This is a genomic window from Exiguobacterium sp. USCH10, assembly GCF_037619445.1.
Classification (GTDB): domain Bacteria; phylum Bacillota; class Bacilli; order Exiguobacteriales; family Exiguobacteriaceae; genus Exiguobacterium; species Exiguobacterium aestuarii_A.
The window spans coordinates 68,603-95,475 of the sequence record NZ_JAQPZO010000010.1; the positions used below are offsets into that span (position 1 = coordinate 68,603).

The window sequence follows — 26,873 nt, forward strand, 5'->3', positions numbered from 1 at the left end:
TATCAGACAAGGAGGGATACACAATCGTTATTTGGTAGATGGGTGCTTCCGACGAATCATCAAGAGGAGTCCAGATGCAAACAAGAGGAGTCCAAGCATCGCATGCCACGTTTCGTTCGTCTCTCCTGTCATCGGGAGCACATCTTGCGAATACGTGTCGACTTCATCTTCGAGTTGCACCGGGGGAGCCTCTCGCTCTTTCACGACAACCTTCACGACTGGTGTTTTGATGTTCGCTTCTTTCTCAGGAACTTGTTTCGGTTCGTCCTCTTTGATTGGAACAGGTTGTTTTACTGCAACCGGCACATCGACAGAGCGAGTGACGGTCACCCCTTCGTTCACATAGAGCGTAAATGTTGCCTGTTGAACCAATTCCGCTCCAGCTCGGACGTCATAGGACGGGAGAAGCGGGAGTTCAAATGAAAATGTGACAACTTCTTCTGGTCCAAATCCGTTGATGAATTGAGGAATCGATTGAACCTGCTTCATGAATCGTTCATTTGCCATCTGTTGTTCCTCATATGTCAAGGCACCGCTCGGCCATGTGAGTTTCACATCAGACAAGAACAAGGTGACGTTAGAGGTGTTCGTCACTGTATAGGTGTATCGGACAGGTTCCCCAGGCTGAACGGTCGTCAAGTCGCTCGTTCCTGACACTGTAAAATCAGGTTGTTGCAAGAGCACGATTTGTTGACTTTCTGCTGTGACGACACGGTCATATTCGTCCACTCCCGTCACACGAAATAGACTACCAATCTCAGGGTGTGTGTGGATTGAATAATCAGAAGGAACGGACAAGACTGCTGTCACTTCCACCCGTTCCCCCGGCAAGAGACCGTCTTCTCCTATTAATTCATGCAAACGATCAAATACGCGTTGATTGAACGATTCGATTGATTGATGATCGATGTCTCCGCTCACATACTCATGAGAAAGTTCTGTCACCGTCATCGGCGTGTCTCCTGTATTCTCTACAATGAACGTATACGATATTTCTCCTCCGACAACGGCCTTGTCGACCCCGGCGATGTTCTGTGCTTCTAAAGCGAGCACCGGCAACATCGGTTCAGTCATCGGTTCTTCCACGACCGGCTTTGGTTCTGTTTCCACTGGGGGTGTTACCTCTTCTGGTTCATCTGGTTCAGTCACAACAGGTGGTTCCTCCACTTCGACGGGATACGCTTCCGTGATGGTATTCGGGATAAACGTGTACGGAACACCTTCAGCATTATAAAGAGTGACCAAGTCAATTAATGAGTCATCGACCGTTTCTGCATCAATCATAAAGCGCCAAATGTCAGCAGATTCACGTACCCCATAATATGTGATGTCTTCGTAAACGAGACTTGCTTCATATAATGTTTCGACTTCTTCGTCCGTCAGGTTCAGTTGAATATATCGGAACGTGGTCGTATCTGCATGTGCGAGATTGGTGGGCATCAGTGTGGATAGGAGCATGAGGATGGTGAATAGCGCAAGGAAGCGTTGGATGTTATGTGTCATGATGTCAATCCCTCCTCTAAGGTGAGCAATAAGCGTACGCATCGATGTTGGTCCGATGACGAATTTCACCACGTAGAGGAATGAGAGGGATGTGTGAGTGAAAGTCATGGTGTCAAAGGGTTCTCCCGCAAAAATATATTAGCATTTTGATTTAGTTATTCTATACCCTTCGAACGCTTGTGCGAACCTATTCAATCTCATAAAATTTTACAAAACGAACGTGAAAAAAGACGTTCGCCGAAGCGGAACGTCTTATGCGTGTTCACTTAAAAAATCGAGAAGTTTCGCCTCATCCCAAACTTCGATGCCTAACGATTCGGCTTTCGTCAGTTTTGAACCAGCCTTTTCACCGGCCACGAGTAAGTCTGTGTTTTTACTCACACTCCCCGTCACACTTGCACCGAGGAGTTCAAGTTGTTTCCCGGCCTCACCGCGGGTCATCTCATGTAATTTCCCAGTCAATACGACCGTTTTACCAGAGAGCGGTGCCCCTTCCGTCGTTGGTCGTTTCGTTCCTTTGAAGGAAAGATTCACACCTGATTCCGAAAGTTCTTTGACGAGTTCACGTGCTTCTGGTTTTTCGAAGTAAAGGACGATCGACTCGGCCATCTTCGTTCCGATGCCATCGATTGACGTCAACTCTTCCACCGTCGCCTCGATGATGGCTTCCATCGTCTCAAAACGCTCCGCGATCAAGGAGGCGGCCTTTTGCCCGACAAGGCGGATCCCTAGGGCAAAGAGCACGCGTTCGAGCGAATTTTGCTTCGATTGTTCAATCGCCGAAAGCAAGTTCGTCACCGACGTCTCGCCCATACGCTCGAGTTCGAGTAAATCGTCTCGATTCAGGCGATACAAGTCGGCCACGTTATGGACGAGTCCCGCTTCATGGAGTTGCGTGATGACCTTCTCACCGAGTCCGTCGATGTTCATCGCTTGCCGTGAGACGAAATGAATCAGTCCTTCGAGCAATTGGGCCGGACACTCTGGGTTGACACAGCGATGATCGGCCTCGCCTTCTAATCGAATCAATTCAGAACCGCACGCTGGGCAGTGGGTCGGGAATTCGATTGCCCGTTCTTCCCCGCTGCGTTCACTCGCGAGCGCCGAGACGACCGCTGGGATGACATCCCCTGCTTTTTTGATCACGACGCGGTCACCGATATGAAGGTCTTTTTCTTTTATAAAATCTTCATTGTGAAGCGTCGCATACGTCACGGTAGACCCCGCCACAGAAACTGGGGCAAATCGCGCCCGCGGTGTGACTTTTCCGGTGCGACCGACACTGAAGTCGACGTCCTCGATTGTCGTTACGACTTCTTCTGCCGGGAACTTATACGCGACAGCCCAGCGCGGACTTTTCGCTGTAAAGCCGAGTTGTTCTTGTTCTTCGTACCCTGCCACTTTGATGACAATCCCATCGATTTCATACGGGAGTTCGCTGCGCTTCGTCACGTATGTCTCGATGTAGTCCCATAGTTCATCCGCCGTCTTGCACGTCGTATAGTCTCCACTTACGGCGACGCCGAGTCGCTTCAAATAATCGAGTGACTCATCATGCGAGGCGACGAGATCGTTTTGCGACACTAAACCGTAGGCGAAAAATGCCAAGTTTCTCGATGCGGCAATTTTGGAGTCAAGTTGTCGAAGTGACCCCGCCGCTGCATTTCTCGGGTTGGCGAACAATGGTTCACCGACTCGCTCCCGTTCGTCATTCAGCTGTTCGAACGAACGCTTTGGCATGTACGCCTCGCCCCGTACTTCAAACGTCACGTCCTCCTGTAGACGAAGGGGGATGGCACGAATCGTTTTCAAGTTTTGGGTGATGTCTTCACCCGTCGTACCGTCTCCACGTGTCGCACCACGTACGAGACGACCGTCCTCATATTTCAAAGAGACGGCAAGCCCATCAAATTTGAGTTCAGCCACGAATGTAGGTGTGTAGCCAAGGTCTTTCTCGATACGCTCCACCCACTCCACGAGTTCCTCTTTCGAGAAGACGTTGCCGAGTGACAGCATCGGTGTGTCATGCGTTACTTTGACGAACGCGTCAAGTGGGGCTCCGCCAACACGTTGCGTTGGAGAGTCCGGAGTCCGAAGTTCTGGATAGTCTGTTTCGATTTGAATCAACTCGTTCATCAAACGGTCGTACTCCGAGTCTGGTACACTCGGACGGTCAAGTACATAATACTCATAACCATATTGATTTAACGATTTGCGTAGTTCTTCTACACGTTCTGCCATCTCCATATCTTCACCTCATGCTTTTTCGATTGGGGCAAACTTGGCCAATAAACGCTTGATCCCGACTTCTGGGAATGCGATATCGACTTCGAGTTGGTCGCCTTCTCCACGTGTCTGTACGACCGTCCCTTGTCCCCATTTTTTATGATTCGCTTTGTCACCGACATTCCATCCGACCGTTTCGGCGCCGGACGATTGGGCAAGCTTTGGTTTTGGTTTCGAACTAAAGCCATTCACCGGCAACTTCCCTGGTGACTCGACCGGGTTCCATGGCATCGGTTTTCTCGCCTTGCCAGAACGTTCCAACAACGTTTCCGGCAATTCATGAAGGAATCTGGATTCCGGGTTGTTTTGGAAACGACCATACAACATCCGTGACTGAGCACGTGTCAAATAGAGACGTTTCTCAGCACGCGTGATCCCAACATAGGCGAGGCGACGTTCTTCTTCCATCTCTTCCTCGTCGTTCAAGGCACGACTATGCGGGAAGAGACCTTCTTCCATTCCGATCAAGAAGACGACCGGGAACTCGAGACCTTTGGCCGAGTGCAACGTCATCAATGTAACTTGATGCGACTCGTCGACTTCATCAAGCGAATCGAGATCAGATACGAGCGTCAAATCAGTGAGGAAAGCGACGAGTGTCTGTTCATCACTTTCTTTTTCAAAGTTTTGAGCGACCGACAGGAATTCCTGCAAGTTCTCGAGTCGACTTTCTGCTTCGAGTGTCTTCTCGATTTTGAGCATCTCCTCATACCCTGTCTTCTTCAATACTTCCTCAACGAGTTCTGAAATCGAGAGATAGTCCGCCATTTGTCGCAGGTCCATCATCATCTGACGGAAATCTGCAAGTTTCGTCGCCGTACGTGGGGCAATCCCCGACAGTTCAATGTCACGAATCGCATCCATGAGCGAGACGCCCTGCATATCCGCAAAGTCGCCTAATTTATCAATCGTCGCGGCACCGATGCCTCGCTTCGGCTCATTGACGACACGAACGAATGAGATGTCCTCGTCTGGGTTCGCAATCAAGCGCAAGTATGCCAAAACGTCCTTGATTTCTTTTCGCTCATAGAACTTTGTCCCGCCGACCATCTTATACGGGATGTTCGATTTAAGGAGCATTTCCTCAAGACCACGTGACTGAGCGTTCGTCCGGTACAGGACCGCCATTTGACCGTAGTCCATCCCTTCCATCTTCAATTCTTTCATCTGGTTCATGATGAAGAACGCCTCGTCACGGTCATCAGATGCGACGTGAAGCAAGAGCTTCTCTCCTTCAGCATTTTCAGTCCATAAGTTTTTATCTTTACGGGAAGCGTTGTTTTTGATCACACCGTTCGCCGCTTCTAAAATTCGTTTCGTCGAGCGATAGTTTTGTTCGAGTAAGATGACATGCGCGCTCGGGTAGTCTTTCTCGAACGTCAAGATATTGGCGATATCAGCACCACGCCAACGATAAATCGACTGATCCGAGTCCCCGACGACACATAAGTTTTCATGCGCCTGCGCAAGAAGTTTGACGAGCGTGTACTGGGCACGGTTCGTATCTTGATACTCATCGACGTGAATGTATTTGAATTTCTTTTGATAAAACGCCAACACGTCCGGCGCTTCTTGGAATAAGTGAATCGTCTTCATGATCAAATCATCGAAGTCGAGCACGTTATTTTGTTTCAATTTTTTCTCGTATGCCGTGTAGACGTCAGAGATGATTCGTTCATATGGATTGTTGCCGACAAGGGCTGCTGCGTCCTTTGCCGTTCGCAATTCGTTCTTATGGTTCGAGATCATCCCGAGAAGTGTACGCGGTTCATACTTTTTCGGGTCGAGATTCAACTCTTTCAACACTTGTTTGATAGCCGTCAATTGGTCCGAGGCATCTAAAATCGAAAAGCTCCGGTCGTATCGGATACGATCGATATCGCGTCGTAAAATACGGACACACATCGAGTGGAACGTGGAAATCCAAATGTCTTCGGCGACCCCACCGACGAGGCGCGCAATTCGGTCTTTCATCTCCCGTGCCGCCTTATTCGTGAATGTGATTGCTAAAATGTTCCACGGTGCCACTTGCTTCGCCGCCATCAAATAGGCAACGCGGTGCGTCAAGACACGCGTTTTACCAGACCCCGCACCCGCCATGATCAACAAAGGACCATCCGTATGCTTGACCGCTTCTGCTTGTTCCGGGTTCATACCTTTGACTAATTCTTCGCTAAGATTATACATAATCGTTTCCTTCCTTGTTCCAAACGTTTGTTCTTATTTTATCGGAGTGCTTGCACAGTCGCAAGTGCCCCTGCTAAGTCTTCATAAATGATATTGCCGACGACAATCGTATCGGCGTACGCTCCCATCAACCGAGCCGACTCTGCCCCATCGATGCCACCACCATAAAAGAGGTGTGCGTTCGGTAGCGCCAATCGAATTTCTTTCACGACGTCGACATTGCCGAGTCGTCCACTATATTCAATATAGAGGGAAGGGAGACGGAACAAATGATGCCCGACCTCGGCATACGCCACGACTTGTTCTAACGATAAGTCGCATGTTGACTCCGTTACGTGCGCCACTTTTGCGTCTGGATTTAAGACGAGGTAGCCTTGTGCCGTGATATGACGGGAATCAAAGAAGTGTCCATAACGCTCGAATGCGCGTGCATGATGTCCCACAATCCATTCCGGCGTTCCGGCGTTCAGCACGGTCGGTACAAAATAGTGATCGAATCCATCGATGACCTGGCTCGGTTGACTGATTTCAAGCGCGACCGGTAACCCGGCATCTCGGACTCTCGCGAAAAGCGCAAATGTATTTTCTGCATCAACACCGTCCGTCCCGCCTATCAGAAAGCCATCAGTGCCGGAGTGGATAAGCGCCTGGAGCGAATCCTCGTCGAGATATTTATTCGGATCTAGTTTAAATACGTGCCGCCATGACTGAAATTTCAATTCTTCCCCTCCCATCGAATCCTTCTCTAGTGTATCGATTTTTTACGTGACGTGCATCTCTCCAATAAAAAAGACTTGCCGAAGCAAGTCACGAACGTGCCGTACGATTCCGTTCCCGTTCCGTCAACCATTTCGCAACAAGCAGTGCGAATAGCGCATATACTGGGACAAACCAGAGCGGATTCGCTAAAAAGAATCCGAGCACTGGAATATCAAGTAATGGCGAGTCTGGCGAACAGAGCGCTGTCCCATTGACGACCGCGATGAACGGCAAGACAGGAACGATAAAGACGTATCCAAAATTAATCCAAAAGGCTTTCATATGACAATCTCCTTATCCTAAGATGATTGATTCTTTCGGATAGTTATACATCCGCTTCGGTTGTCTCCGTTGCAAGATGAGAATGAAGGCGATGACTCCGATTCGACCGATGAACATGAGAATCGTCAGCACCCATTTTCCGACGTTACTGAATTCGGAAGATAGACCGACAGATAGTCCAGTCGTCCCGAACGCGGAACAAGCCTCAAATAAGATTCGTGTCAATGAGGCATCTTCGAAGTAAGCCATGACCATGACTCCAGATAATAAGACGGCAAGCGACACCGTAATGATGACGAACGCTTTCCAAATATCCTCAAGGACAATCTCACGCCCGAAAATTTTGATCGATGAGTCTCCGCGGATGAACGCGACGACACCAAGAACGGCGACGGCAAACGTCGTCGTCCGAATCCCCCCACCGACAGACGATGGAGAGGCCCCGATGAACATGAGAATCGATAAGAGCAACATGCTCGCTTCCGAGAACAAGTTGACATCGACTGTCGATAATCCACCGTTACGTGTCGTCACGGACTGGAATAGCGAGTCCGAAAGAGACAGCCAGAGCGGCAAGTCTTTGAAGGCATTGTTGTATTCAAAGATGAACAAGCCGACTGTCCCGACAGCAATCAAAATAAAGAATGTCGAGACTGTCAACTTCGTGAACAAAGAGAATCGACTCGGGAACGTATGACGTTTCCGTGTGATGCGACTCACCAAATAAGTCCGAATCTCCACAAGAACCGGGAATCCGATGGCACCACCTGTCATGAGCGCGATTTGCGTGAAGATGACAAATGGATCTTCTCGGAATGGCGCGAGCGAGCTACCGGTAATATCGAAACCGGCGTTCGTCGTCGCACTGACCGACCCGAACAAGCCTTGTAAGAAGGCCTCGCCGGCGGTATCAAAATAATTTAAGTAATGGACACCGAGTAAGACGGCACCGACCGCCTCGATGGCGATTACGGTGATGACGATTTCCGTGATGTATTTGACAATCCCTGACATCGACGTCTGGTTTTGGTCACGTAAAATCAGTTGGCGTTCCCGAAACCCAATCCGCTTCCCAAGCAAAATCCACATGATCACATGCAAACTGATCAACCCGACACCGCTCACCTGAACGATGAACAAGATGATAAACAAACCAAACGTTGAAAATGTATCGGTGACCACGATCGGTGTGAGGCCGGTGACACTGACACAGCTCACCGCAAAGAAGACGAGGTCCGTAAACGTAATCGTCACACCCGGTTTGTGGGCGATCGGTAAGGCGAGGAGCAACACGGATAAAACGGCTGCCGCACTATAGATCAACACGAGTGTTTGGACTGGTGTTAAGTTTCGAAAGAACAATTGTAAGTTCCGCTTCATGAATGTTTGTTGCATCTCGCCCCTCCCCTCCATCAAAAACAAGATGACTCTTACGAGTCACCTTTTGTTTGTTGTAGACGTTCAAGAGCGAGATCATATCCGCCTGTCCCATAGTTCAAGCAACGTTTCACACGAGAAATCGTAGCCGTTGAGGCACCTGTTGCGTCCTCAATTTTGTGATACGTATTGCCTTCACGTATTTGACGTGCCACTTCTAGTCGTTGTGCAAGTGCTTGAATTTCATTAACAGTCGCTAAATCTTCGAATAATTGATAACAGTCTTCGAGTGTATCGAGCTTCAAAATTGCCTCAAACAATTGATCAAGCTCTCGACCTCGTAATTTATCGAGTTGCATCCGCAAGCATCCTCTCTACTCATACTTCTTTATCATTCTAAAGCAGGGGCGGCTCGGACTCAACTATTCATCGCAAAATCGCAGGAAATAGTACTTGTTTTTTCATGACTTCATAAATGCCGAGTGGAGTCGCCCGAACGTACGGCAAGTGTGTGGATGCTAAAAACAGTAACGTGTAAATCGGATCTTCGAACTGATACCCTCGTGCCACAAGCTCGTTACGCAGTTGTTTCTCTTGACCGATGAGCGTCTCAAGCGGCTCTGTCGACGTCATGCCACAGAGCGGTAATGGGATCTCGGCAACGATTTCTCCTCTGTCGACAAGGACGATGCCTCCTCCGAGTTCATTCATCCGCTCGAACGCTAGTAACATATCCTGTTTACATTTTCCTAAAATCAAATAGTCTCCACTGATCGAATACGAACTGACCAGACCGCCAAAATCTTTCGCAAATCCTTTCAGTACCGTGTTTAGTCGCCATTTCCCTTCCTTATCAAGCAACATCAAAAACGACTCGTCCTCATCGCGTGGCAATTCGTCCTGCCCTGTATCGTGCTTGATTTTAAACAGTTTCATGATGACCGAGTTGACCATGTCGAGACCGACGGGCATGCTGAACGACAAGTCTTGTGGTGTCAATTCAATCGAGACGTCAGTCGACGGCATCTTATCGAGTACCGCTTCCACCAATTCGTTCGGGAACAAGGACACACCATCTCGGAAAATCCATTGCCCTTTCGCGATGACTGCCGAAGGGCGTGGTTCTTCGATTGAGTCAAGAATATTCAGGTGTGCGATGCGTCCTGGCGCAATCGAACCGAGAATATGATCGAGATCGAAATGACGCGCCACGTTGTGCGACACGATGCGATACGCTTCGATTGCCGGTAACCCTTCTTCTATTAAGATGCGAACGAGAGCGTCCTGCATCCCGTCTTCATAAAAGCCGGGAGTCGAACCGTCCGTTGTCACCATGAGATGATCGAACGCGGTTAATCCGTTCGCAAGCAGATCACGAATCATCCCCGGTAAGTCTGGTCGAATCGAGGAATGACGAAGCGTCGTCGTGTAGCCTAATTCGAGTCGGTTGAGCGCCTCTTCCGCTGTCATCGCCTCATGGTCGCTGTGTACACCCATCAACGCCATTTTAGTCAATGTCTTTGGTGAGGCACCTGGAAAGTGCCCTTCGACCGGTAGACCGCACGTCTCTGCGTCAAGCATCCACTGGAGCATCTCATCGTCGCCTTTAAGAGCGCGCGGCCATGCTGTCAACTCCCCGGCCATCACGACGTCCGGATGATTGAACCATTCATGAATTCGTTCTGAATCGACGGCGACACTCTCTCGGTCGAGCTCGGTCTGCGTGTCGAGTCGTGCCCACCAATATGTGCTCGTCGGCAACTGTTGAATCGCTTCAAGCTGCGCAAACGCTTGCTCTTTTTCTTGTAAAAAAAGGAGCATGTTGTCATTGACGAGCGTCGTCGTTCCGCGCTCTCCTGCATACTTAGACAACGTCGCCGGATTGTATAATTGAAATGGATGAGCGTGTGGCTCGATATAACCAGGCACAATATATTTCCCTGACACATCAACCGTTTCGACCGCCGATTCTGGTAGATCTGGACCGACATAGACAATTCGGTCTCCCTCAATCCAAATGTTCGCTGTTTTCCATTGTTTCACATATACGTTCAAATACGTCGCGTTCTGTAAAACGAGCGAAGGTGGTCGTACTCGATCTACGACTTCAAGTTGCGAGCGAATCATCACTTTCGACCACGGTGCCCGCGCCGTTCTTTTTGTTGGCATCGAACCCAATCCTCCCTTTTCCCTTTCAATGCTATTAAGAAATAGTTTTGAAAGCGTTTTCTTTCCCTGTTTCAAGTTTACCTTTTCTCTGAAAGGGTCGCAAGTTATGTTCCCTATTGTAACAAATTTCACATATATTTTTCACAAAAAAGGCGGCTCTCCGCACGAAGAGTCGCCTACATCAAATTTGAGTCATGACCGTTTTGCGTAAATAGTGATGCAGCTGTTCTACCGGAATCGGTTTACTGTAATGATATCCCTGGATGAGTGAACCACTATATTCTAATACGAAAGCCAGTTGTTCCGGTCGTTCGACCCCTTCCGTGACGATATCGAGGCCGAGTGTGTGAAACGTTTGATACAATCCTTCTAATAACGCTCGATCAAATTTGTTCTCCGGAATCCCTTTGACGAAGTTCTGGTCAATTTTAATAATATCGAGACGTAGCGATTGAAGGTAAGATAGCGATGACGTGCCGACGCCGAAATCATCGAGTGATATTTTGACACCGATCGTCTTCAACGCTTGAATGAACTGTTGGAGTTCATATACATTCCCGCCGACCTCGCTCTCTGTGATTTCTACATGAAGTCGATAAGGCGGGAAGCTCGTTTTGGCGAGCGTTTCTTCTAGTGCCTCTATAAATGACCCATCTAAAATCTGGCGTTTCGACACATTGACAGACAAAAATAAATCAAAGCGTTCGGCATAGTCTTGAATCTCCGTGATCGCTTTTACAAGTACCCATCTCCCCACATCCGAAATGAGCCCAAGTTGTTCGGCAACGGGAATGAAGACACCCGGGGAGACGAATCCTTTTTGCGGATGATGCCAACGAATCAACGCTTCTACCCCTCTCACTTGAAACGGTTTCGGTGAGACGATTGGTTGATAATACAATTCGAATTCGTCATGACGTAGCGCATATCGCAAATCTCTTTCCATCTCGAGCGCCTGCAAGTAATGGCTCCCGTCTTCGATGTCCTGATAAGAGAGGATCTTGTCCTTCCCTGATGCTTTAACTTCGTGTAAGACGACATCGAGACGTGCCATCATGACCTCGTAGGAATGGTGGGAAGGTTCCAACTCATCGATTCCGATACTTAACGACAGATAGTTCATGCCTTGCTTCAAGCCCCATTCTCTCAAATCTTTCACCAGTTGATTCGCGACAATCAATAACTCTTCAGTCGCCCATCCAGGGTGAATCATGATGAATTCATCAGCTCCAATTCGGGCAACAAAACCATCCTCTTTGTAAAACATCAATCGGGACGCAAAGAAGGTTAACATCGCATCACCCGTCCGTTGACCGAACTGATCGTTGATTCGTCGGAAATTGTCGAGGTCAATCCCCATCACACCGATCGAGTGGGACGTGTTCGGCAAGTTCATAAACATGTCTTCAACGGCCAAGCGGTTCGGAAGACGTGTCAGAGAATCTCGAAAGGCACGCGTCAACGATTCCTTCTGTGTCTGTTCAAGTGCATCTAGCACTTCATTTATACTGACTGCCATCTCTTCGATTTCATCCTGTTGACGTGGATTCAATCGGATTCGTAAGCGACTGTTTCGCTCTTTCGTGATCCACTTCAATTCTTTAACGATGTCCATTAACCGTTTCGTGACGATTTGATTCACTGTCCAAAACAAGGTCAACAATAGTCCGAGACCGAGAACGAGAAGTCCAAGCATGCCCGTTTCTAACATCGTCTGTGTGTTTGAATAATACGTACGCTTCACCGAAAAATTGACTTCCCAGTTCGCATCTTGATAGACCGACTGCAGTGGTAACGAGACACGGGCAAACTGATTGTCTTGCTCAATCGTCAATCGTTGATGCGAGAGTGGACTGATGGAAAGTTTCGTTTTTGCCTGTACGCTCATCGCCGCCATGAAGTCCGGACCAATTTTTTGAATGAGGACAAGCGTGCCACCAGGTTCCCCAGTCCCATCACTCTTTACAATCGGATGACTCATGAACACGACGGGGCCGAAGTCTGTACCATATACCGCACTTTGTGTAACGCCAGACGAGTTGACGTAACGCACCAGTTCATTTGTGAAATCATTCTTCTCACTCTTACCGTCCAACTCATAAAATTGATTGAATTCGGAGTAGACGACCTCTCGATTTTCGTTGAGAAAAATCATCGCCCCAACCCCAAGATTGTCGAGCGTTTCTTCTCCCATATTGTTTTCAATAAACGATTCATTTTTGTTTTGAACGAAATCGTAGGCATTTGTCCAGACCGACCAATCAACAAGGATGCGCTCGAGCATGCTTCGATGATTGGCGAATACTTCTGTCACGCTCTCGATTTGATCGTGGGTCATCGCCTTGTCCTGTTCAATGCTCTTTTCTACGAAATACGGTTTGATGACAAACAGAATGACGCCAATGAAAAGTACGATGTTAATAGCAATCGCAATGAATAGTTTTGTTTGAACACGCAGGCCGACCACCCTCTTTCCCTAAGCTACTTTATTATTGTAGAACAGGATATCGGGATTCCCTTTTTTTCGCATGAAAAAAAGGATGGGTTGACCCATCCTTCAAATAATCTGTGTGAACGCCCGTGAACCGATGTCTATCCGGTAGAACGTATCCGGTAAATCGAGTTGTGCGATGGCTTCATAAACTGCTGTCTTCGCTTCAAGTAGCGTCGATTTCGTCGCTGTGATAACGAGCAAGCGACCACCGTTCCCAACGATTTGACCGTCCTGCTGTGCAGTTCCAGCGTGAAAGACGAGAACGTCCTGCGGGAGCGTCTCAAAACCAGACAACACTTGCCCGGTGACAGGTCGGTCCGGATAACCTTTCGCTGCGATGACGACCCCCATCGTATAACCCTCGACCCATTCAATCGAATATGGCTCTTTGCGGATGACCGTTTGAATCACGTCGAGGAGCGGTGATTTCAAATTCGGCAAAATAACTTCTGTCTCTGGGTCACCGAAGCGAGCATTAAATTCAATCACTTTTGGTCCGCTCGATGTCAAGATCAGTCCGGCGTATAAGAATCCTTCAAACGGAGTCCCTCGTTTGACCATCGTTTGAGCGAGGGGTTCGAGTACCGTCTTCACCGCTTCTTCATACACGTCCTCTGACAAATGCGGCATCGGACTGTAGGCACCCATACCACCTGTGTTCGGTCCCTTGTCACCGTCATAGGCACGTTTATGATCTTGTGACGTAATCATTGGAATGACACGCTCTCCCGAGACGAACGCCATGAGTGAAAATTCTTCCCCATCAAGGAACTCTTCAATGACGACCTGTGACTGTTGTCCGAATTTATCCGTCGTGAAAATATCACGTACCGCAGCTTCTGCCTCTTCCACTGTGAACGCGACCGTGACACCTTTTCCAGCAGCAAGACCGTCGGCTTTAACGACGAGCGGTGCTCCAAGTTTCTGAATATAGGAGAGCGCCGATTCTGCGTCCGTGAACGCTTCGTACGCTGCTGTCGGAATCCCCGCCTCCATCATGACCTCTTTTGCGAACGCTTTACTTCCTTCGAGCAGAGCCGCTGCTTTCGTCGGTCCAAAGATGTTCAATCCTTTAGCACAGAACGTATCGACGACCCCTGCCATCAAAGAAGACTCCGGTCCGACAATCGTCCATTCGATGTTCGTTTCTTCTGCGAACCGAGCAAGTGCCTCGACGTCTGTCTCATTGATCGATACACATGTCATACCTTCCATGAAGGCGTTACCTGGTGCAACGAAGACGTGATGCCCGTCTTGTTTTAATTTCCATGCGAGCGCATGCTCGCGTCCTCCTCGACCGATGACCATTACGTTCATGACGCGAACCCCTCTCAGTGTTTAAAATGTCTGACCGCTGTGAACACCATCGTAATACCGTGACGGTTTGCCGCTTCAATCGATTCAGCATCGCGGATTGACCCACCTGGTTGAATGATGGCCGTAATGCCTGCCGCTGCTGCCGCTTCGACCGTGTCTGCCATTGGGAAGAACGCGTCACTTCCAAGCGCTGCGCCTGTCGCACGCTCACCCGCTTGTTCGAAAGCAATTTTTGCTGCTCCAACGCGGTTCATCTGGCCCGCTCCAATCCCAATCGTCGTTTCGTCTTTTGCGACAACGATGGCGTTTGATTTGACATGCTTGACGACGCGCCATGCGAGTTTTAAATCTTCCCATTCTGATGCTGTCGGGCGACGGTCCGTCACGATTTGGCAAGCTGCATCATCGAGTGTCATGTCGTCCCCATCTTGTACGAGCAATCCTCCAGCGACAGCTGTTAAGCGCATCCCTGTCATTTGACCCATATCCAACGTTAACAGACGAAGGTTCTTTTTCTCTTTCAATCGTTCAAGTGCTGCCTCACTAAAGGATGGGGCAATGATGATCTCTAAAAAGATGTTTCGAAGGGCATCTGCCGTTTCTACATCGACTTCGCGGTTCAAGGCAACGATCCCACCAAAAATAGAGACCGGGTCAGCCGCATGTGCACGTTCGAACGCCTGAGAAATCGTCCGTCCTACTGCCACACCACATGGGTTCATATGTTTGACGACGACAGCAGCCGGTTCGTTCAATTCACTGAGTGCTTCAAGCGCCGCGTTCGTATCCTGAATGTTGTTATACGAAAGTTCTTTCCCGTGGAGTTGTGTCGCATTCGCGAGTGTCATCCCATCATATAAAGGCGTCTTATAGAACGCAGCTTGTTGGTGCGGGTTTTCTCCGTAACGAAGGTCTTGAACTTTTTCATACGTGACCGTCAATTGTTCTGGGAAAGTTTCTCCGATTTGACGTCCTAAATAATCGGCGATCAATGCGTCATAAGCAGCTGTATGACGAAACGCTTTCGTCGCGAGACGTTGGCGTGTCTCAAATGATGTGCCACCTTCACGTACTTCATCCGAAACGAGTGTATAGTCACTCGGATCAACGACAACCGTGACGCTCGCATGGTTTTTTGCAGCTGAACGCAACATGCTCGGTCCACCGATATCGATATTTTCAATCGCTTCTTCGTACGTCGTATTTTCTTTTGCAATCGTCTCTTTAAACGGATAAAGATTGACGACCACGTAATCGATTGGTTCGATATCATGGTCTTTCATTTGAGCGACATGTGTATCGAGGTCGCGACGTCCGAGCAATCCGCCGTGAACGAGTGGGTGTAACGTCTTGACACGACCATCTAACATTTCTGGGAACGATGTCACCTCAGAGATGTTTTTGACCGGTAAACCGGCTTTCTGGAGTGCAGCCTCGGTCCCTCCTGTCGAGATGAGTTCGATGCCTGCCTCATGTAGGACAGTTGCTAGTTCCACAATTCCTGTTTTATCAGAAACACTTAATAATGCTCTCACTTGAAAACCTCCTGTTGATTCAACACTTGTTGTAATACGCGCGGATACAGTTGATGTTCAATCGCTTGAATGCGTCGTGTCGCTTCCGTGCGGTCACATCCTTCAATCTCGACTGACGCTTGTGCGATGATCGGACCCGTGTCCATCCCCGCATCCACATAATGAACCGTCACGCCACTCGTCGACACGTTTGCGACAAGCGCCTGACCAATCGCGTCTTTCCCCGGAAACGCGGGCAAAAGTGAAGGATGAATGTTTATGATTCGGTTCGGATATGCGGATAGTAACACATTTCCGATCAAGCGCATATACCCTGCTAACACAATATAGTCCACTCGAAGCGAATCGAGAAGGACGAGGATTTCTTCCTCGAACTCCTCTTTAGACGCATACGTTTTCGGTGTGAAGGAAAAACTTGGAATCTCATGACGCTCCGCACGGTCGAGAACCGTCGCTTCTGGCTTGTCCGTGACGAGCAACACGCATTCCGCTGACAATTGTCCATCGGCAATCGCCTGCCAAATGGCTTCTGCGTTACTCCCCGACCCTGATGCAAAGATGGCAAATCGTTTCATTGGTCCACTCCTGAGATTCGGATTCCTGGACGACTTTCGACTTTCCCGATTCGATGCGCTGTCTCACCGACACGTTCGAGCGCCGCTTCGACCAGTTCCACATCTTCTGCACGTACCGTAATCATATAACCAATGCCCATGTTGAAGACGTTGAACATTTCCTGTTTCGAGATGTTTCCGACTTGTTCGAGCCAGTCGAATACAGGAAGGCTTGGCCAACTCGATGCATCGAACGTGATCCCGAGTCCTTCCGGTAACATACGAGGGACATTCTCATAGAAGCCACCACCTGTGATGTGTGCCATTCCTTGTACTTTACCTGTCGAAATCGCCGCTTTCGCCGCTTCAGCGTAAATGCGTGTCGGAAGAAGCAACGCGTTCCCAAGTGTCGTATCGAGCATCGCAATTTCATCCGTATAGTGAAGACCTTGCGCTTCGACGATATGACGTACAAGAGAAAAACCGTTTGAATGAACCCCTGAAGAAGCAAGCCCTAGAACGACATCTCCATCCTGAATCGTCGAACCGTCGAGTAAGTGCTCTTTCTCAACGACCCCGACCGCAAACCCGGCAATGTCATACTCCCCATCCGGGTACATTCCAGGCATCTCAGCCGTTTCTCCTCCGACGAGGGCACAACCGGCTTGGACACATCCTTCAGCGACCCCGGCGACGATGCGCTCGAGTTTAGCCGGCTCTGCTTTTCCTGTGGCGATATAGTCGAGAAAATAGAGCGGTTCTGCTCCATGAACGAGGCAATCGTTGACGCACATCGCGACGCAATCAATTCCAATCGTGTCATGTTGGTCGAGCGCGAAAGCCAACTTCAGTTTCGTCCCGACCCCATCCGTCCCACTCACGAGAATGGGATGTCTCATGTTCATCGAGCCGAGATCAATCATCGCCCCGAAACTACCGAGCCCTGTCATTACTTCTGGACGCATCGTCCGGGCAACATGACGTTTCATACGGGATACGGCCTCGTACCCTGCTTCTAAATTCACACCCGCTTGTTCATATCGAACGCTCATCGGTTTTCCCCCTTAAGCCTTTGTCTCTGTCACGAGTTCTGCAAGTTCAGTCGGATAAAGTCCCGTGAAGCATGCAGCACACTGCCCGCGTAACGCTCCTTCGAACGGACGATCGATGGCTTCGACCGTTCCATCCAATGTGAGAAACGCTAGTGAATCGGCACCAATCTCTTCTCTGATTTCTTCAACGGATTTGGTTGCCGCAATTAACTCTTCCTTCGTTGATGTATCGATTCCGTAATAGCATGGATGCTTGATTGGCGGTGACGTGATGCGCACATGCACTTCCGTCGCGCCTGCCTCTCGAAGCAAAGTGACGATTCTGCGGCTCGTCGTTCCTCGGACGATGGAATCATCGACCATAATGACCCGCTTCCCATTCACGACACCGCGTAACGCCGACAGTTTCATCTTCACGCCGCGCTCTCGTAATTCCTGAGAAGGTTGAATGAATGTCCGTCCGACATAACGGTTCTTAATAAGTCCCATCTCGTATGGGATTCCACTCGCTTCGGCATAACCGATTGCCGCGGAAATACTCGAGTCCGGCACACCCGTCACGACATCCGCTTCGACCGGCGCTTCTTCGAACATCTTTTTCCCCATGGCTTTACGCGCCGTATGCACGTTGATGCCGTCGATGATCGAGTCCGGACGTGAGAAGTAAATGTATTCCATCGAACACATCGCACGAACTGCCGCTTCACTGAAGCGTTCAGATGTGATGCCTTCATTCGTAATCATAAGTAACTCGCCTGGTTCAACATCTCGGACGTACGTCGCTCCAACGACGTCAAACGCACATGTCTCTGATGCGAAAACGTACGCACCGTCTTCCGTCTGCCCGAGTGACAAAGGACGTAACCCATGAACGTCGACTCCGACGTATAGGGCATCTTCTGTCAAAAATAAGAAGGCGAATGCTCCAACGAGACGAGCCAAGCTATCTGCAATGCGTTCTTTCAATGAATTACCGCGACTCCGCTTAATGAGATGGGCCACGACTTCCGTGTCGGACGTCGTCTGGAAGATCGCACCTTCCGCTTCGAGCATATGTTTCAACTCAGTCGCATTCACAAGGTTTCCGTTATGCGCCATCGCCAAATCACCTGTCAACGACTTGAAATGGAGCGGTTGAACGTTCTCGAGCGTGTTGCCGCCCGCTGTCGAGTAGCGTACGTGACCAATCGCATGATTCCCGGTGAGTGCATCGAGAGACGTTTCGTCAAATACTTCGGTGACGAGTCCGAGTCCACGTTTCGCGTGGAGACGCTCTCCGTCTGCCGTTACGATTCCCGTTCCTTCTTGGCCACGGTGCTGCAAACTGTGAAGTCCGTAGTAGGCAAGGTGTGACGCTTCGATGTGACCGAACACACCGAAGACGCCACATTCCTCGTTCATGCCTCGGATGTCATATAACATGGAATAGCTCCTTCCCATACACGTTCCAACTCTTGCACATCCATTTCAATCAAGCGGTCGCTCGCGCGAACGACAACGGTTGCCGCTTCTGTGACCGTTCCGATTGCCGTTCCGTTCGTCATGCTCGCGAATGCCTCGGCCTGCGTTTGGTCGACTGTCACGAGGAAGCGTGACTGGGATTCACTAAATAACGCAGTGACGAGATCTGTATCGATTGTGACGTCGACACCTAGCCCTGTTCCGAAAACGAGTTCTGGTAACGCTGCCGCAAGACCACCTTCTGACACATCGTGTGCCGCCGTGACAAGACCTTCACGAATCGCTTGAAGTAATGCTTTCTGCGTCTGACGTTCTTCCTGAAGGTCGAGTGTCGGCGCATGTCCGCTCACTTTTCCATCCTGCAACATTTGAAGGGCACTCCCCCCAAATTCTGCTTTTGTCTCTCCGAGTAAGAAGACGACGTCTCCGGCTTGTTTCGCAAACGATGTCGTAATGTGCTCTGGCTTCTCAATGAGACCGACCATTCCAACGACCGGTGTCGGATAAATGGCTTGTCCGTTCGATTCGTTGTACAACGATACGTTTCCACCAATCACAGGTGTATCGAGCGTCCGGCACGCTTCTGCCATTCCTTCAACGGCTTGGTCGAGCTGCCAGAACCCTTCCGGTTTATCCGGGCTTCCGAAGTTGAGACAGTCCGTCAAAGCAAGAGGCTCTGCACCACTCGCGACAATGTTACGTGCCGCCTCGGCGACAGCGATTGCCCCACCGACACGCGGGTCGAGATAGACGTATTTCGCGTTACAGTCGGTCGTCATCGCGAGCGACTTCTCCGTCTCACGAATGCGAATAACTGCAGCATCACTGCCCGGTGCGACGACTGTCGATGTTTGAACCATATGGTCGTATTGCTCATACACCCAACGTTTCGAGGCGATGCTCGGCATCGCAAGCACGTCTTTCCAAGTCGCCATCACATCTTCGACGATTGGTGTGACAGAACTCATGGCTTGGAAAGCTTCGTAGTAGGCTGGTACTTTTGAAGGTTTATGATAGACAGGAGCGTCTTCTGCGAGCGCGTCGACCGGTACCTCTGCTGCAACTTCTCCTTGGTGAACGAGGCGAAGCACTTTCTCTTCGATGACCTCGCCGACTTTGATCGCGTGAAGTCCCCACTTCGTCACGATCGCTTCAATCTCGTCTTCATGTCCGGCTTTGACAACGAGAAGCATCCGCTCTTGTGATTCCGATAGCATCATCTCGTAAGGCGTCATGCCTGTCTCACGTTGCGGGACGAGGTCTAAGTTCATCTCGATCCCCATACCGGCTTTCGAGGCCATCTCCGCTGAAGAAGAGGTCAATCCAGCTGCCCCCATGTCTTGAATCCCGACGAGCGCCGGGTGCTTGATGACTTCAAGACACGCTTCAATCAATAACTTCTCCATGAACGGGTCTCCGACTTGTACGGCTGGACGTTTCTCGTCCGCATCTTCCCCGAGTTCTTCAGAGGCGAACGTAGCACCATGGATTCCATCGCGTCCTGTCGTCGCTCCGACATACATGACCGAGTTCCCGACACCTTCTGCGATTCCTTTTTGAATGTCTTCATGACGGATGAAACCGACGCACATCGCATTGACGAGTGGGTTTCCAGAGTAGGCCGGGTCAAAGGCGACTTCGCCACCGACAGTCGGGATACCGACACAGTTTCCGTAACCGGCAATGCCTGATACGACATGACCGAATAAATGTTTCACACGTGATTCGTTCAAATCTCCGAAACGGAGTGAGTTCAACAATGCAATCGGACGGGCCCCCATCGAGAAGATGTCACGGATGATTCCGCCCACCCCAGTCGCCGCTCCTTGATAAGGTTCAATCGCTGACGGGTGGTTATGACTCTCGATTTTAAAGGCGACAGCTTGACCGTCTCCGATATCGACGATTCCAGCCCCTTCTCCTGGTCCTTGTAAGACATGCTTTCCGGTTGTCGGAAACTTCCGGAGCACAGGTTTCGAGTTTTTGTACGAACAGTGTTCAGACCACATGACCGAGAAGAGACCAATTTCTGTATAGTTTGGCTCCCGGCCAAGCAGTGAGACGACGAGTGCGTATTCGTCGTCCGATAATCCCATCGTGGCATAAATCTTTTCATCGCGGATTTGCGTAGCTGTCGGTTCAGTTGTAAGTAACATGTCGTGCCCCCCATTTTACAATTGACGTGAATAACCGTTTACCGTCTTCTCCACCGAGCAATGCTTCGACCGCACGCTCTGGGTGTGGCATCATGCCGAGTACGTTTCCTGCTTCGTTCGTGATGCCGGCGATATTTTCGACCGATCCGTTCGGGTTCTCTTTATAGGTGAACGCAATCTGACCATTTGCCTTCAATGTCTCGAGTGTCGCGTCGTCACAGTAGTAGTTGCCCTCACCGTGTGCGATTGGCACGCGAATCGTTTCCTGTGCCGCATAGTCACTTGTGAACATCGTCTCGTTATTTTCGACGACGAGGTCGACGGTCTTACACATGAATTTCAAATCACGATTTCGCATCAATACACCAGGGAGGAGTCCCGCTTCGACAAGTACTTGGAATCCGTTACATACCCCAAGCACCGGACGTCCTTCTTCTGCGAAACGTTTTACCTCCGACATAATCGGTGAAAATTGGGCGATTGACCCGCAACGCAAGTAATCTCCATATGAGAAGCCACCTGGTAAGAGCACCCCATCGAACCCTTCAAGTGAGGTTTCTGTATGGAACACGTATTCCGCTTCTTCCCCGAGCACGTCTTTTACCGCATGATACATGTCGAGGTCACAGTTTGATCCTGGAAAGACGATGACCGCAAACTTCATGCAAGTACCCCCATCTCGATTTCATAATTCTCAATAACCGTGTTGACGAGTAATTTCTCACACATCTCTTTGACCATGTCTTCTGTCGTTTCGTCAGCGACCTGAAGCTCGATGACTTTCCCGATGCGGACCGATTCAATTCCAGCGAATCCAAGATGCTCAAGTCCGCCTTTCACAGCTACTCCTTGTGGGTCGAGTACACTTTCACGTAATGTCACATACACGTTTACTTTTTTCATTGTCCATTTCCCCCTATGCGTGTTAACAATTGTCCATATGTCTCAGTCAAAGAACCTAAATCGCGACGGAATACGTCCTTATCCAACTTTTGTTTCGTCTCTTTGTCCCACAGTCGGCACGTGTCTGGTGAAATCTCATCCGCTAAGATGATGGTTCCGTCCACTTTCCCGAATTCTAGTTTGAAATCAATCACGTCAATGCCGTGTTGACCGAAGAAATCGAGTAATACGTCATTTACCCAAAGACCAAGTTGTCGCAATGTTTCGACTTCTTTATGTGTAGCGACTTGCAACAAACGGATATGATCTTCTGTAAGGAGCGGATCCCCAAGAGCATCATCCTTATAGTAGAACTCGACAATCGGTGCAAGGAGCGGCGTCCCTTCTCCCCAACCTAATCGTTTCGCCAGGCTTCCTGCCGCTACGTTTCGGACAACCACTTCTAACGGAATGATGTCAACACGGCGTACCAACTGTTCTCGCTCTGAGATTCGTTTGATAAAGTGCGTCGGAATCTTGTTGTCATGCATCAATTCGAACAGCTGTGTCGTGATGGCGTTGTTCAGGATCCCCTTCCCATCAATCGACTCTTTCTTCTCTCCATTGAATGCTGTCGCATCGTCTTTATAATATACGCGAAGCACACCCGCTTCTTCTGTCTCAAATAACGCTTTCGCTTTGCCTTCATAAATTGCTTTCATCTGAACCGTCCCCCTTAAAAGTGAGAGGGGCATATCGCCCCTCAACGATTACAAACCACAGCGTTCAAAAATTGTATCGACACGGCGTACGTGATAACGCGGATCGAACAATTCATCGAGCTCTTCACTCGTAAAGAGTGCGCCCATTTCTTTGTCCTCTTCAATCAATGTTCGGAACATCGTCTCTTCTTCCCACGCTTGCATCGCCTTCGGTTGAACCGCGTCATATGCGGCTTCACGCGACCAGCCTTTCTCGATGAGGCCGAGTAGAATACGTTGCGAGAAGATAATCCCAAACGTACGATCCATGTTGCGACGCATGTTATCCGGGAAGACCGTCAAGTTCTTCACGATATTACCGAAGCGATTCAACATATAGTTAAGAAGAATCGTCGCATCCGGAATAATGATGCGTTCTGCTGACGAGTGCGAGATGTCACGCTCATGCCAAAGCGGAACATTTTCATAAGCCGTCATCATATGACCGCGAATGACACGCGCAAGACCCGTCATGTTTTCAGAACCGATCGGGTTTCGTTTATGTGGCATAGCCGACGATCCTTTTTGTCCTTTTGCGAAGAACTCTTCCACTTCACGTGTCTCTGTCTTTTGAAGACCACGAATCTCGGTAGCCATCTTTTCAATCGATGTCGCAATCAATGCGAGTGTCGACATGTACTCGGCATGGCGGTCCCGTTGGAGCGTCTGTGTCGAGATCGGTGCAGCTTGGATACCGAGCTTGTCACACACATATGATTCGATGAACGGATCGATATTCGCAAACGTTCCGACGGCTCCGCTCATTTTCCCAAACTCAATCGTTTCGCGTGCTGCCATGAAGCGTTTCTTGTTTCGCTTCATTTCTTCATACCAGAGGGCGAGCTTCAAACCGAACGTTGTCGGCTCTGCGTGGACACCGTGTGTCCGTCCCATCATGATGTCATATTTATGTGCTTTCGCTTTTTCTGCAAGAATGCCGATGAAGCGATCTAAATCGGCTTCTAAGATGTCATTTGCTTGCTTGATTAAGTACGAGAGTGCCGTATCGACGACATCCGTCGACGTCAATCCGTAGTGTACCCACTTTTTCTCTTCTCCGAGTGTCTCAGAAACGGCACGGGTGAAGGCAATCACATCGTGACGCGTTTCTTGTTCAATTTCTAAAATACGATCAACATCAAACGATGCTTTGTCCCAAAGGACTTGTACATCTTCTTTCGGGATAATCCCAAGTTCACTCCAAGCCTCACACGCGTAAAGCTCAACTTTTAACCAAGCCTCGAACTTATTTTGATCAGTCCAAATGTTCGCCATCTCTGGGCGGGTATAGCGTGAAATCATAAAACGGTCTCCTTCCAAATTGCCAATTGTTCGATGGTATGAAGCGCATCCTCGACCGTGTCACCGAGAACATTCAAGTGTCCCATCTTGCGACCCGTCTTCGCTTCATCTTTTCCATACAGATGTAGTTTAACATTCGATGGCAATGCTTTGACATTGAGTCGTTGCATATGTTCACCGAGAAGATTGACCATGACAACCGGAGTGGTCAGTGTCGTACGTCCGAGACGCATCCCCGTCACGGCTCGAATGTGTTGTTCAAATTGTGAGGTCTCACATGCATCAATCGTGTAATGTCCAGAATTATGTGGACGTGGTGCGAGTTCGTTTACGTAAAGGCGACCATCTGGCATGACAAACAACTCGACAGCGAGTGTTCCCATCAACCCGATGTGGTCTGCGAGTTGAAGTGCGAGATGTCTCGCATCTTCTTGAATCTCATCAGCGACACGAGCTGGTACGATGGATAGATGTAGAATGTTGTTATGATGAATATTTTCACTGATTGGGAACGTCGACGTTTCTTCTTCTCCACGTGTCACGATGACCGAGATCTCTTTTTCAAACGGCAACCAAGCTTCAGCGACATATTCTTGTTCCGTGAACTGTTCAATGAATGCCTGCACATCCTGTTCCGTCCGAATGACTGTCTGCCCTTTTCCGTCATAGCCGAAGCGACACGTTTTGACGACAAATGGCAACCCAAGCTTCTCTTTCGCTTCCCGAACATCTCGAACGGTACGGACTGAAACATAAGGTGCGACTCGTAGTCCCGCAGATTTAATCATTTGTTTTTCTAAGATGCGATGTTGCGTCGCTTTCAATACATCCATTCCTTGTGGACATTTTTCTTCAATCGCAGCAATCATCTCTGTGTCGATATTCTCAAATTCGTATGTCACGATGTCAGAACGGTCGGCGAGTTTCTTTGCGGCGTCGACATCATCAAATGAGGCAACAATGGAATCTGCCACTTGAGCAGTCGGTGCATGTGGGTTTGGATCGAGACAAAGTGTCGTATACCCCATTGCACTCGCACTAAGAGACATCATCCGTCCAAGTTGTCCTCCACCTAAAATTCCGATTCTCATCAGACCAACTCCTCCGTTCCTCGCATCGCCATCTCTTGTTTTTTCTCCCGAAATGCATCAAGTCGATTTGTAATGTCTGTGGAGTGAATGCTAAGAATTTGAGCAGCAAGTAATCCCGCATTCGTTGCTCCCGCTTTACCAATCGCAACAGTTGCTACTGGAATTCCTGCAGGCATCTGAACAATCGAGAGTAGCGAATCCATTCCATTGAGAGCTTTAGACTGAACTGGGACACCGATGACAGGAAGTGTCGTTTTCGCAGCTACCATTCCAGGAAGGTGGGCTGCTCCACCAGCACCCGCAATGATTACTTGAATGCCTCTGCCCCGTGCCTCTTCAGCATATTCGAACATAAGGTCTGGTGTACGGTGAGCTGATACGACTTGTTTTTCATATGGAATCTGTAACTCATCTAACATGTCACATGTATGTTTCATCGTCTCCCAGTCAGATGAACTACCCATGATTACTCCAACTACTACGTTCATTCCAAATGTCCCCCTTACAAAAAGAAATCCCTAAACCGAGCAATCAGTTTAGGGTATAGGCATGACAAATACACGTCAGCTACACCCCATAGTCTGATCAGAATCGGTGATCAGGTAGAAACTTGCAAGCCATTTCCTTGCGATTATATGGAGCACTATTTATTTTTCCTATCTCACACGCCTATCGTACCTTGTTCTTTGAAAACATGTCAATAAACTGCGAACATTTTAATTGTCTGAATATTTATCGTTCGCTTTTTGGATATAAGAAGAATCTTCTCTGTATATCCTGTATCCTATTAAAAAAGGGGGAGTTAGATGAGTTACATATCGAGTCTTCGGGAAGTGATTGGCAACCGTCCGATCATCAGCGTCGGAGCGACCATTTTGGTCATCAACCAAAAACAAGAGGTACTGATGCAATTCCGATCGGATACACTTGACTGGGGTTTACCAGGAGGATCGATGGAGCTCGGAGAAACGTTGGAAGAAGTCGCTGCACGAGAATTAAAAGAAGAAACTGGACTTTTCGCTAAGCAATTTGAATTCATTCAAGTCTTTTCCGGTCCGAATGGTTACTTTAAATATCCGAACGGCGATGAAACATACGGTGTCATCCATTTATATCAGGCAAAAGGAGTACATGGAGAGCTTCTGATGGAAGACGGTGAAAGCCTGGCTCTTGAATACTTTAGTAAAGAGAATCTTCCTAAAAAGATAGAGAAACGCGCTCAAACTTTATTGGATGCGCTTGGAGACCGATGTTTTGAACGCAAGCATTCATTTTAAGATATAAAAAAGCCGTCACACAGATAGTGTGACGGCTTGGCATTAGGATTCTTTAGAGACGCATTCAAATAAAATCGATTGATGGGAATGGACAGGTTCATCTTTGGCTCCCGTTTGCTCAAAGACGGGCTTTTCAATGCGGCGTATAGGACGATAACCCATTTCATTGATTCGATCTAAACATTCGCTGACCGTTTCATTTGGTTCGACATATACTTTGATCTTCTTAGCCATTTCTTACGTCCTCTCTTCCACTAGACTTAATCGATGATAAGAAAAAACGGCGGCCCTTGAGCGAATGCTCCAGAACCACCGTTTGCCTGGCAACGTCCTATCCTCACAGGGGGAGAACCCCCAACTACTTTCGGCGCTGAGACGCTTAACTTCCGTGTTCGGCATGGGAACGGGTGTGGCCGTCTCGCTATCGC

The 26,873-nt window shown here is 49.1% G+C and carries 23 protein-coding genes, 1 rRNA gene and 1 riboswitch; of the genes, 1 reads left to right on the forward strand and 23 read right to left on the reverse strand.

Annotated elements, in window-relative coordinates; genetic code table 11:
* Nucleotides 1-27: 27 nt before the first annotated feature.
* From PQI28_RS13060 to purE, 21 genes are all read right to left on the reverse strand, one after another.
* Nucleotides 28-1,503 (reverse strand): LPXTG cell wall anchor domain-containing protein, encoded by a 1,476-nt coding sequence (locus PQI28_RS13060; RefSeq protein ID WP_339963544.1) that lies wholly within the window; start codon nt 1,501-1,503, stop codon nt 28-30.
* A gap of 252 nt (nt 1,504-1,755) precedes the next feature.
* Nucleotides 1,756-3,750 carry an NAD-dependent DNA ligase LigA gene (ligA, locus tag PQI28_RS13065; protein WP_339963545.1) on the reverse strand — a complete coding sequence of 665 codons (1,995 nt, stop codon included), beginning with the start codon at nt 3,748-3,750 and terminating at the stop codon, nt 1,756-1,758.
* Nucleotides 3,751-3,759: 9 nt separating this feature from the next.
* A complete protein-coding gene (pcrA, locus tag PQI28_RS13070) occupies nt 3,760-5,976 on the reverse strand; it encodes a DNA helicase PcrA (protein WP_214747472.1) in 2,217 nt (738 codons plus the stop codon).
* A 38-nt stretch (nt 5,977-6,014) separates the two neighbouring features.
* Nucleotides 6,015-6,695 carry a heptaprenylglyceryl phosphate synthase gene (locus tag PQI28_RS13075; RefSeq protein WP_339963546.1) on the reverse strand — a complete coding sequence of 227 codons (681 nt, stop codon included), beginning with the start codon at nt 6,693-6,695 and terminating at the stop codon, nt 6,015-6,017.
* A gap of 88 nt (nt 6,696-6,783) precedes the next feature.
* Nucleotides 6,784-7,017, reverse strand: coding sequence for a hypothetical protein (locus tag PQI28_RS13080; RefSeq protein ID WP_214696733.1), 234 nt, complete (start codon nt 7,015-7,017; stop codon nt 6,784-6,786).
* A 12-nt stretch (nt 7,018-7,029) separates the two neighbouring features.
* Complete coding sequence (locus PQI28_RS13085; RefSeq protein ID WP_339963547.1) at nt 7,030-8,412, reverse strand: TrkH family potassium uptake protein; 1,383 nt, start codon at nt 8,410-8,412, stop codon at nt 7,030-7,032.
* Between the two features lie 35 nt (nt 8,413-8,447).
* The gene (locus PQI28_RS13090; RefSeq protein ID WP_026826878.1) at nt 8,448-8,753 is read right to left on the reverse strand and encodes a YerC/YecD family TrpR-related protein; all 306 of its coding nucleotides are present in this window, start codon (nt 8,751-8,753) and stop codon (nt 8,448-8,450) included.
* 67 nt (nt 8,754-8,820) lie between these two features.
* Complete coding sequence (locus PQI28_RS13095; protein WP_214785775.1) at nt 8,821-10,563, reverse strand: adenine deaminase C-terminal domain-containing protein; 1,743 nt, start codon at nt 10,561-10,563, stop codon at nt 8,821-8,823.
* 181 nt (nt 10,564-10,744) lie between these two features.
* Nucleotides 10,745-13,030: a bifunctional diguanylate cyclase/phosphodiesterase gene (locus tag PQI28_RS13100; protein ID WP_339963548.1), complete on the reverse strand. Its 2,286-nt coding sequence runs from the start codon at nt 13,028-13,030 to the stop codon at nt 10,745-10,747.
* 90 nt (nt 13,031-13,120) lie between these two features.
* Nucleotides 13,121-14,374, reverse strand: a complete 1,254-nt coding sequence (gene purD, locus PQI28_RS13105) for a phosphoribosylamine--glycine ligase (protein WP_339963549.1) — start codon at nt 14,372-14,374, stop codon at nt 13,121-13,123.
* Nucleotides 14,375-14,388: 14 nt separating this feature from the next.
* A complete protein-coding gene (gene purH, locus PQI28_RS13110; RefSeq protein WP_339963550.1) occupies nt 14,389-15,909 on the reverse strand; it encodes a bifunctional phosphoribosylaminoimidazolecarboxamide formyltransferase/IMP cyclohydrolase in 1,521 nt (506 codons plus the stop codon).
* The gene (gene purN / locus PQI28_RS13115) at nt 15,906-16,484 is read right to left on the reverse strand and encodes a phosphoribosylglycinamide formyltransferase (protein ID WP_339963551.1); all 579 of its coding nucleotides are present in this window, start codon (nt 16,482-16,484) and stop codon (nt 15,906-15,908) included. The genes purH and purN overlap by 4 nt, the downstream gene beginning before the upstream one ends.
* Nucleotides 16,481-17,515, reverse strand: coding sequence for a phosphoribosylformylglycinamidine cyclo-ligase (purM, locus tag PQI28_RS13120; RefSeq protein ID WP_339963552.1), 1,035 nt, complete (start codon nt 17,513-17,515; stop codon nt 16,481-16,483). Before purM ends, purN begins: the two co-directional genes overlap by 4 nt.
* A gap of 12 nt (nt 17,516-17,527) precedes the next feature.
* Nucleotides 17,528-18,937 carry an amidophosphoribosyltransferase gene (purF, locus tag PQI28_RS13125; protein WP_214758269.1) on the reverse strand — a complete coding sequence of 470 codons (1,410 nt, stop codon included), beginning with the start codon at nt 18,935-18,937 and terminating at the stop codon, nt 17,528-17,530.
* Nucleotides 18,913-21,132 (reverse strand): phosphoribosylformylglycinamidine synthase subunit PurL, encoded by a 2,220-nt coding sequence (purL, locus tag PQI28_RS13130; RefSeq protein WP_339963553.1) that lies wholly within the window; start codon nt 21,130-21,132, stop codon nt 18,913-18,915. The genes purF and purL overlap by 25 nt, the downstream gene beginning before the upstream one ends.
* Nucleotides 21,116-21,796 (reverse strand): phosphoribosylformylglycinamidine synthase subunit PurQ, encoded by a 681-nt coding sequence (gene purQ, locus PQI28_RS13135; RefSeq protein ID WP_339963554.1) that lies wholly within the window; start codon nt 21,794-21,796, stop codon nt 21,116-21,118. Before purQ ends, purL begins: the two co-directional genes overlap by 17 nt.
* Nucleotides 21,793-22,035, reverse strand: coding sequence for a phosphoribosylformylglycinamidine synthase subunit PurS (gene purS, locus PQI28_RS13140; RefSeq protein ID WP_074032936.1), 243 nt, complete (start codon nt 22,033-22,035; stop codon nt 21,793-21,795). The genes purQ and purS overlap by 4 nt, the downstream gene beginning before the upstream one ends.
* Nucleotides 22,032-22,736 (reverse strand): phosphoribosylaminoimidazolesuccinocarboxamide synthase, encoded by a 705-nt coding sequence (purC, locus tag PQI28_RS13145; protein WP_339963555.1) that lies wholly within the window; start codon nt 22,734-22,736, stop codon nt 22,032-22,034. The genes purS and purC overlap by 4 nt, the downstream gene beginning before the upstream one ends.
* Before the next feature lie 48 nt (nt 22,737-22,784).
* Nucleotides 22,785-24,077, reverse strand: coding sequence for an adenylosuccinate lyase (purB, locus tag PQI28_RS13150; RefSeq protein WP_214696700.1), 1,293 nt, complete (start codon nt 24,075-24,077; stop codon nt 22,785-22,787).
* On the reverse strand, nt 24,074-25,168 hold the full coding sequence (gene purK, locus PQI28_RS13155) for a 5-(carboxyamino)imidazole ribonucleotide synthase (RefSeq protein ID WP_339963556.1): 1,095 nt from the start codon (nt 25,166-25,168) through the stop codon (nt 24,074-24,076). The genes purB and purK overlap by 4 nt, the downstream gene beginning before the upstream one ends.
* Complete coding sequence (gene purE, locus PQI28_RS13160; RefSeq protein ID WP_339963557.1) at nt 25,168-25,656, reverse strand: 5-(carboxyamino)imidazole ribonucleotide mutase; 489 nt, start codon at nt 25,654-25,656, stop codon at nt 25,168-25,170. Before purE ends, purK begins: the two co-directional genes overlap by 1 nt.
* Before the next feature lie 69 nt (nt 25,657-25,725).
* Nucleotides 25,726-25,827, reverse strand: a riboswitch (purine riboswitch).
* A gap of 147 nt (nt 25,828-25,974) precedes the next feature.
* On the opposite strand from purE, the gene PQI28_RS13165 reads away from it, so the two are divergent.
* Nucleotides 25,975-26,445, forward strand: a complete 471-nt coding sequence (locus tag PQI28_RS13165; RefSeq protein WP_339963558.1) for an NUDIX hydrolase — start codon at nt 25,975-25,977, stop codon at nt 26,443-26,445.
* Between the two features lie 42 nt (nt 26,446-26,487).
* On the opposite strand, the gene PQI28_RS13170 is transcribed toward PQI28_RS13165, so the two are convergent.
* Both PQI28_RS13170 and rrf read right to left on the reverse strand, forming a co-directional pair.
* Nucleotides 26,488-26,679, reverse strand: coding sequence for an NETI motif-containing protein (locus PQI28_RS13170; RefSeq protein ID WP_015880702.1), 192 nt, complete (start codon nt 26,677-26,679; stop codon nt 26,488-26,490).
* Nucleotides 26,680-26,763: 84 nt separating this feature from the next.
* Nucleotides 26,764-26,873: ribosomal RNA gene (gene rrf / locus PQI28_RS13175) — 5S ribosomal RNA — on the reverse strand; the annotation flags it as partial.

Bases quoted from the DNA above. Each gene is read 5' to 3' on its own strand.
- pcrA (WP_214747472.1), bottom strand. From the start codon at position 5,976: ATGTATAATCTTAGCGAAGAATTAGTCAAAGGTATGAACCCGGAACAA.
- purQ (WP_339963554.1), bottom strand. From the start codon at position 21,796: ATGAAGTTTGCGGTCATCGTCTTTCCAGGATCAAACTGTGACCTCGAC.
- purS (WP_074032936.1), bottom strand. From the start codon at position 22,035: ATGAAAAAAGTAAACGTGTATGTGACATTACGTGAAAGTGTACTCGAC.
- PQI28_RS13080 (WP_214696733.1), bottom strand. From the start codon at position 7,017: ATGAAAGCCTTTTGGATTAATTTTGGATACGTCTTTATCGTTCCTGTC.
- purF (WP_214758269.1), bottom strand. From the start codon at position 18,937: ATGTTATATGACATCCGAGGCATGAACGAGGAATGTGGCGTCTTCGGT.
- PQI28_RS13095 (WP_214785775.1), bottom strand. From the start codon at position 10,563: ATGCCAACAAAAAGAACGGCGCGGGCACCGTGGTCGAAAGTGATGATT.
- PQI28_RS13090 (WP_026826878.1), bottom strand. From the start codon at position 8,753: ATGCAACTCGATAAATTACGAGGTCGAGAGCTTGATCAATTGTTTGAG.
- PQI28_RS13170 (WP_015880702.1), bottom strand. From the start codon at position 26,679: ATGGCTAAGAAGATCAAAGTATATGTCGAACCAAATGAAACGGTCAGC.
- purM (WP_339963552.1), bottom strand. From the start codon at position 17,515: ATGAGCGTTCGATATGAACAAGCGGGTGTGAATTTAGAAGCAGGGTAC.
- PQI28_RS13165 (WP_339963558.1), top strand. From the start codon at position 25,975: ATGAGTTACATATCGAGTCTTCGGGAAGTGATTGGCAACCGTCCGATC.
- PQI28_RS13060 (WP_339963544.1), bottom strand. From the start codon at position 1,503: ATGACACATAACATCCAACGCTTCCTTGCGCTATTCACCATCCTCATG.
- purL (WP_339963553.1), bottom strand. From the start codon at position 21,132: ATGTTACTTACAACTGAACCGACAGCTACGCAAATCCGCGATGAAAAG.
- purD (WP_339963549.1), bottom strand. From the start codon at position 14,374: ATGAACGTAATGGTCATCGGTCGAGGAGGACGCGAGCATGCGCTCGCA.
- purK (WP_339963556.1), bottom strand. From the start codon at position 25,168: ATGAGAATCGGAATTTTAGGTGGAGGACAACTTGGACGGATGATGTCT.
- purB (WP_214696700.1), bottom strand. From the start codon at position 24,077: ATGATTTCACGCTATACCCGCCCAGAGATGGCGAACATTTGGACTGAT.
- PQI28_RS13085 (WP_339963547.1), bottom strand. From the start codon at position 8,412: ATGCAACAAACATTCATGAAGCGGAACTTACAATTGTTCTTTCGAAAC.
- purE (WP_339963557.1), bottom strand. From the start codon at position 25,656: ATGAACGTAGTAGTTGGAGTAATCATGGGTAGTTCATCTGACTGGGAG.
- purN (WP_339963551.1), bottom strand. From the start codon at position 16,484: ATGAAACGATTTGCCATCTTTGCATCAGGGTCGGGGAGTAACGCAGAA.
- purC (WP_339963555.1), bottom strand. From the start codon at position 22,736: ATGAAAGCAATTTATGAAGGCAAAGCGAAAGCGTTATTTGAGACAGAA.
- ligA (WP_339963545.1), bottom strand. From the start codon at position 3,750: ATGGAGATGGCAGAACGTGTAGAAGAACTACGCAAATCGTTAAATCAA.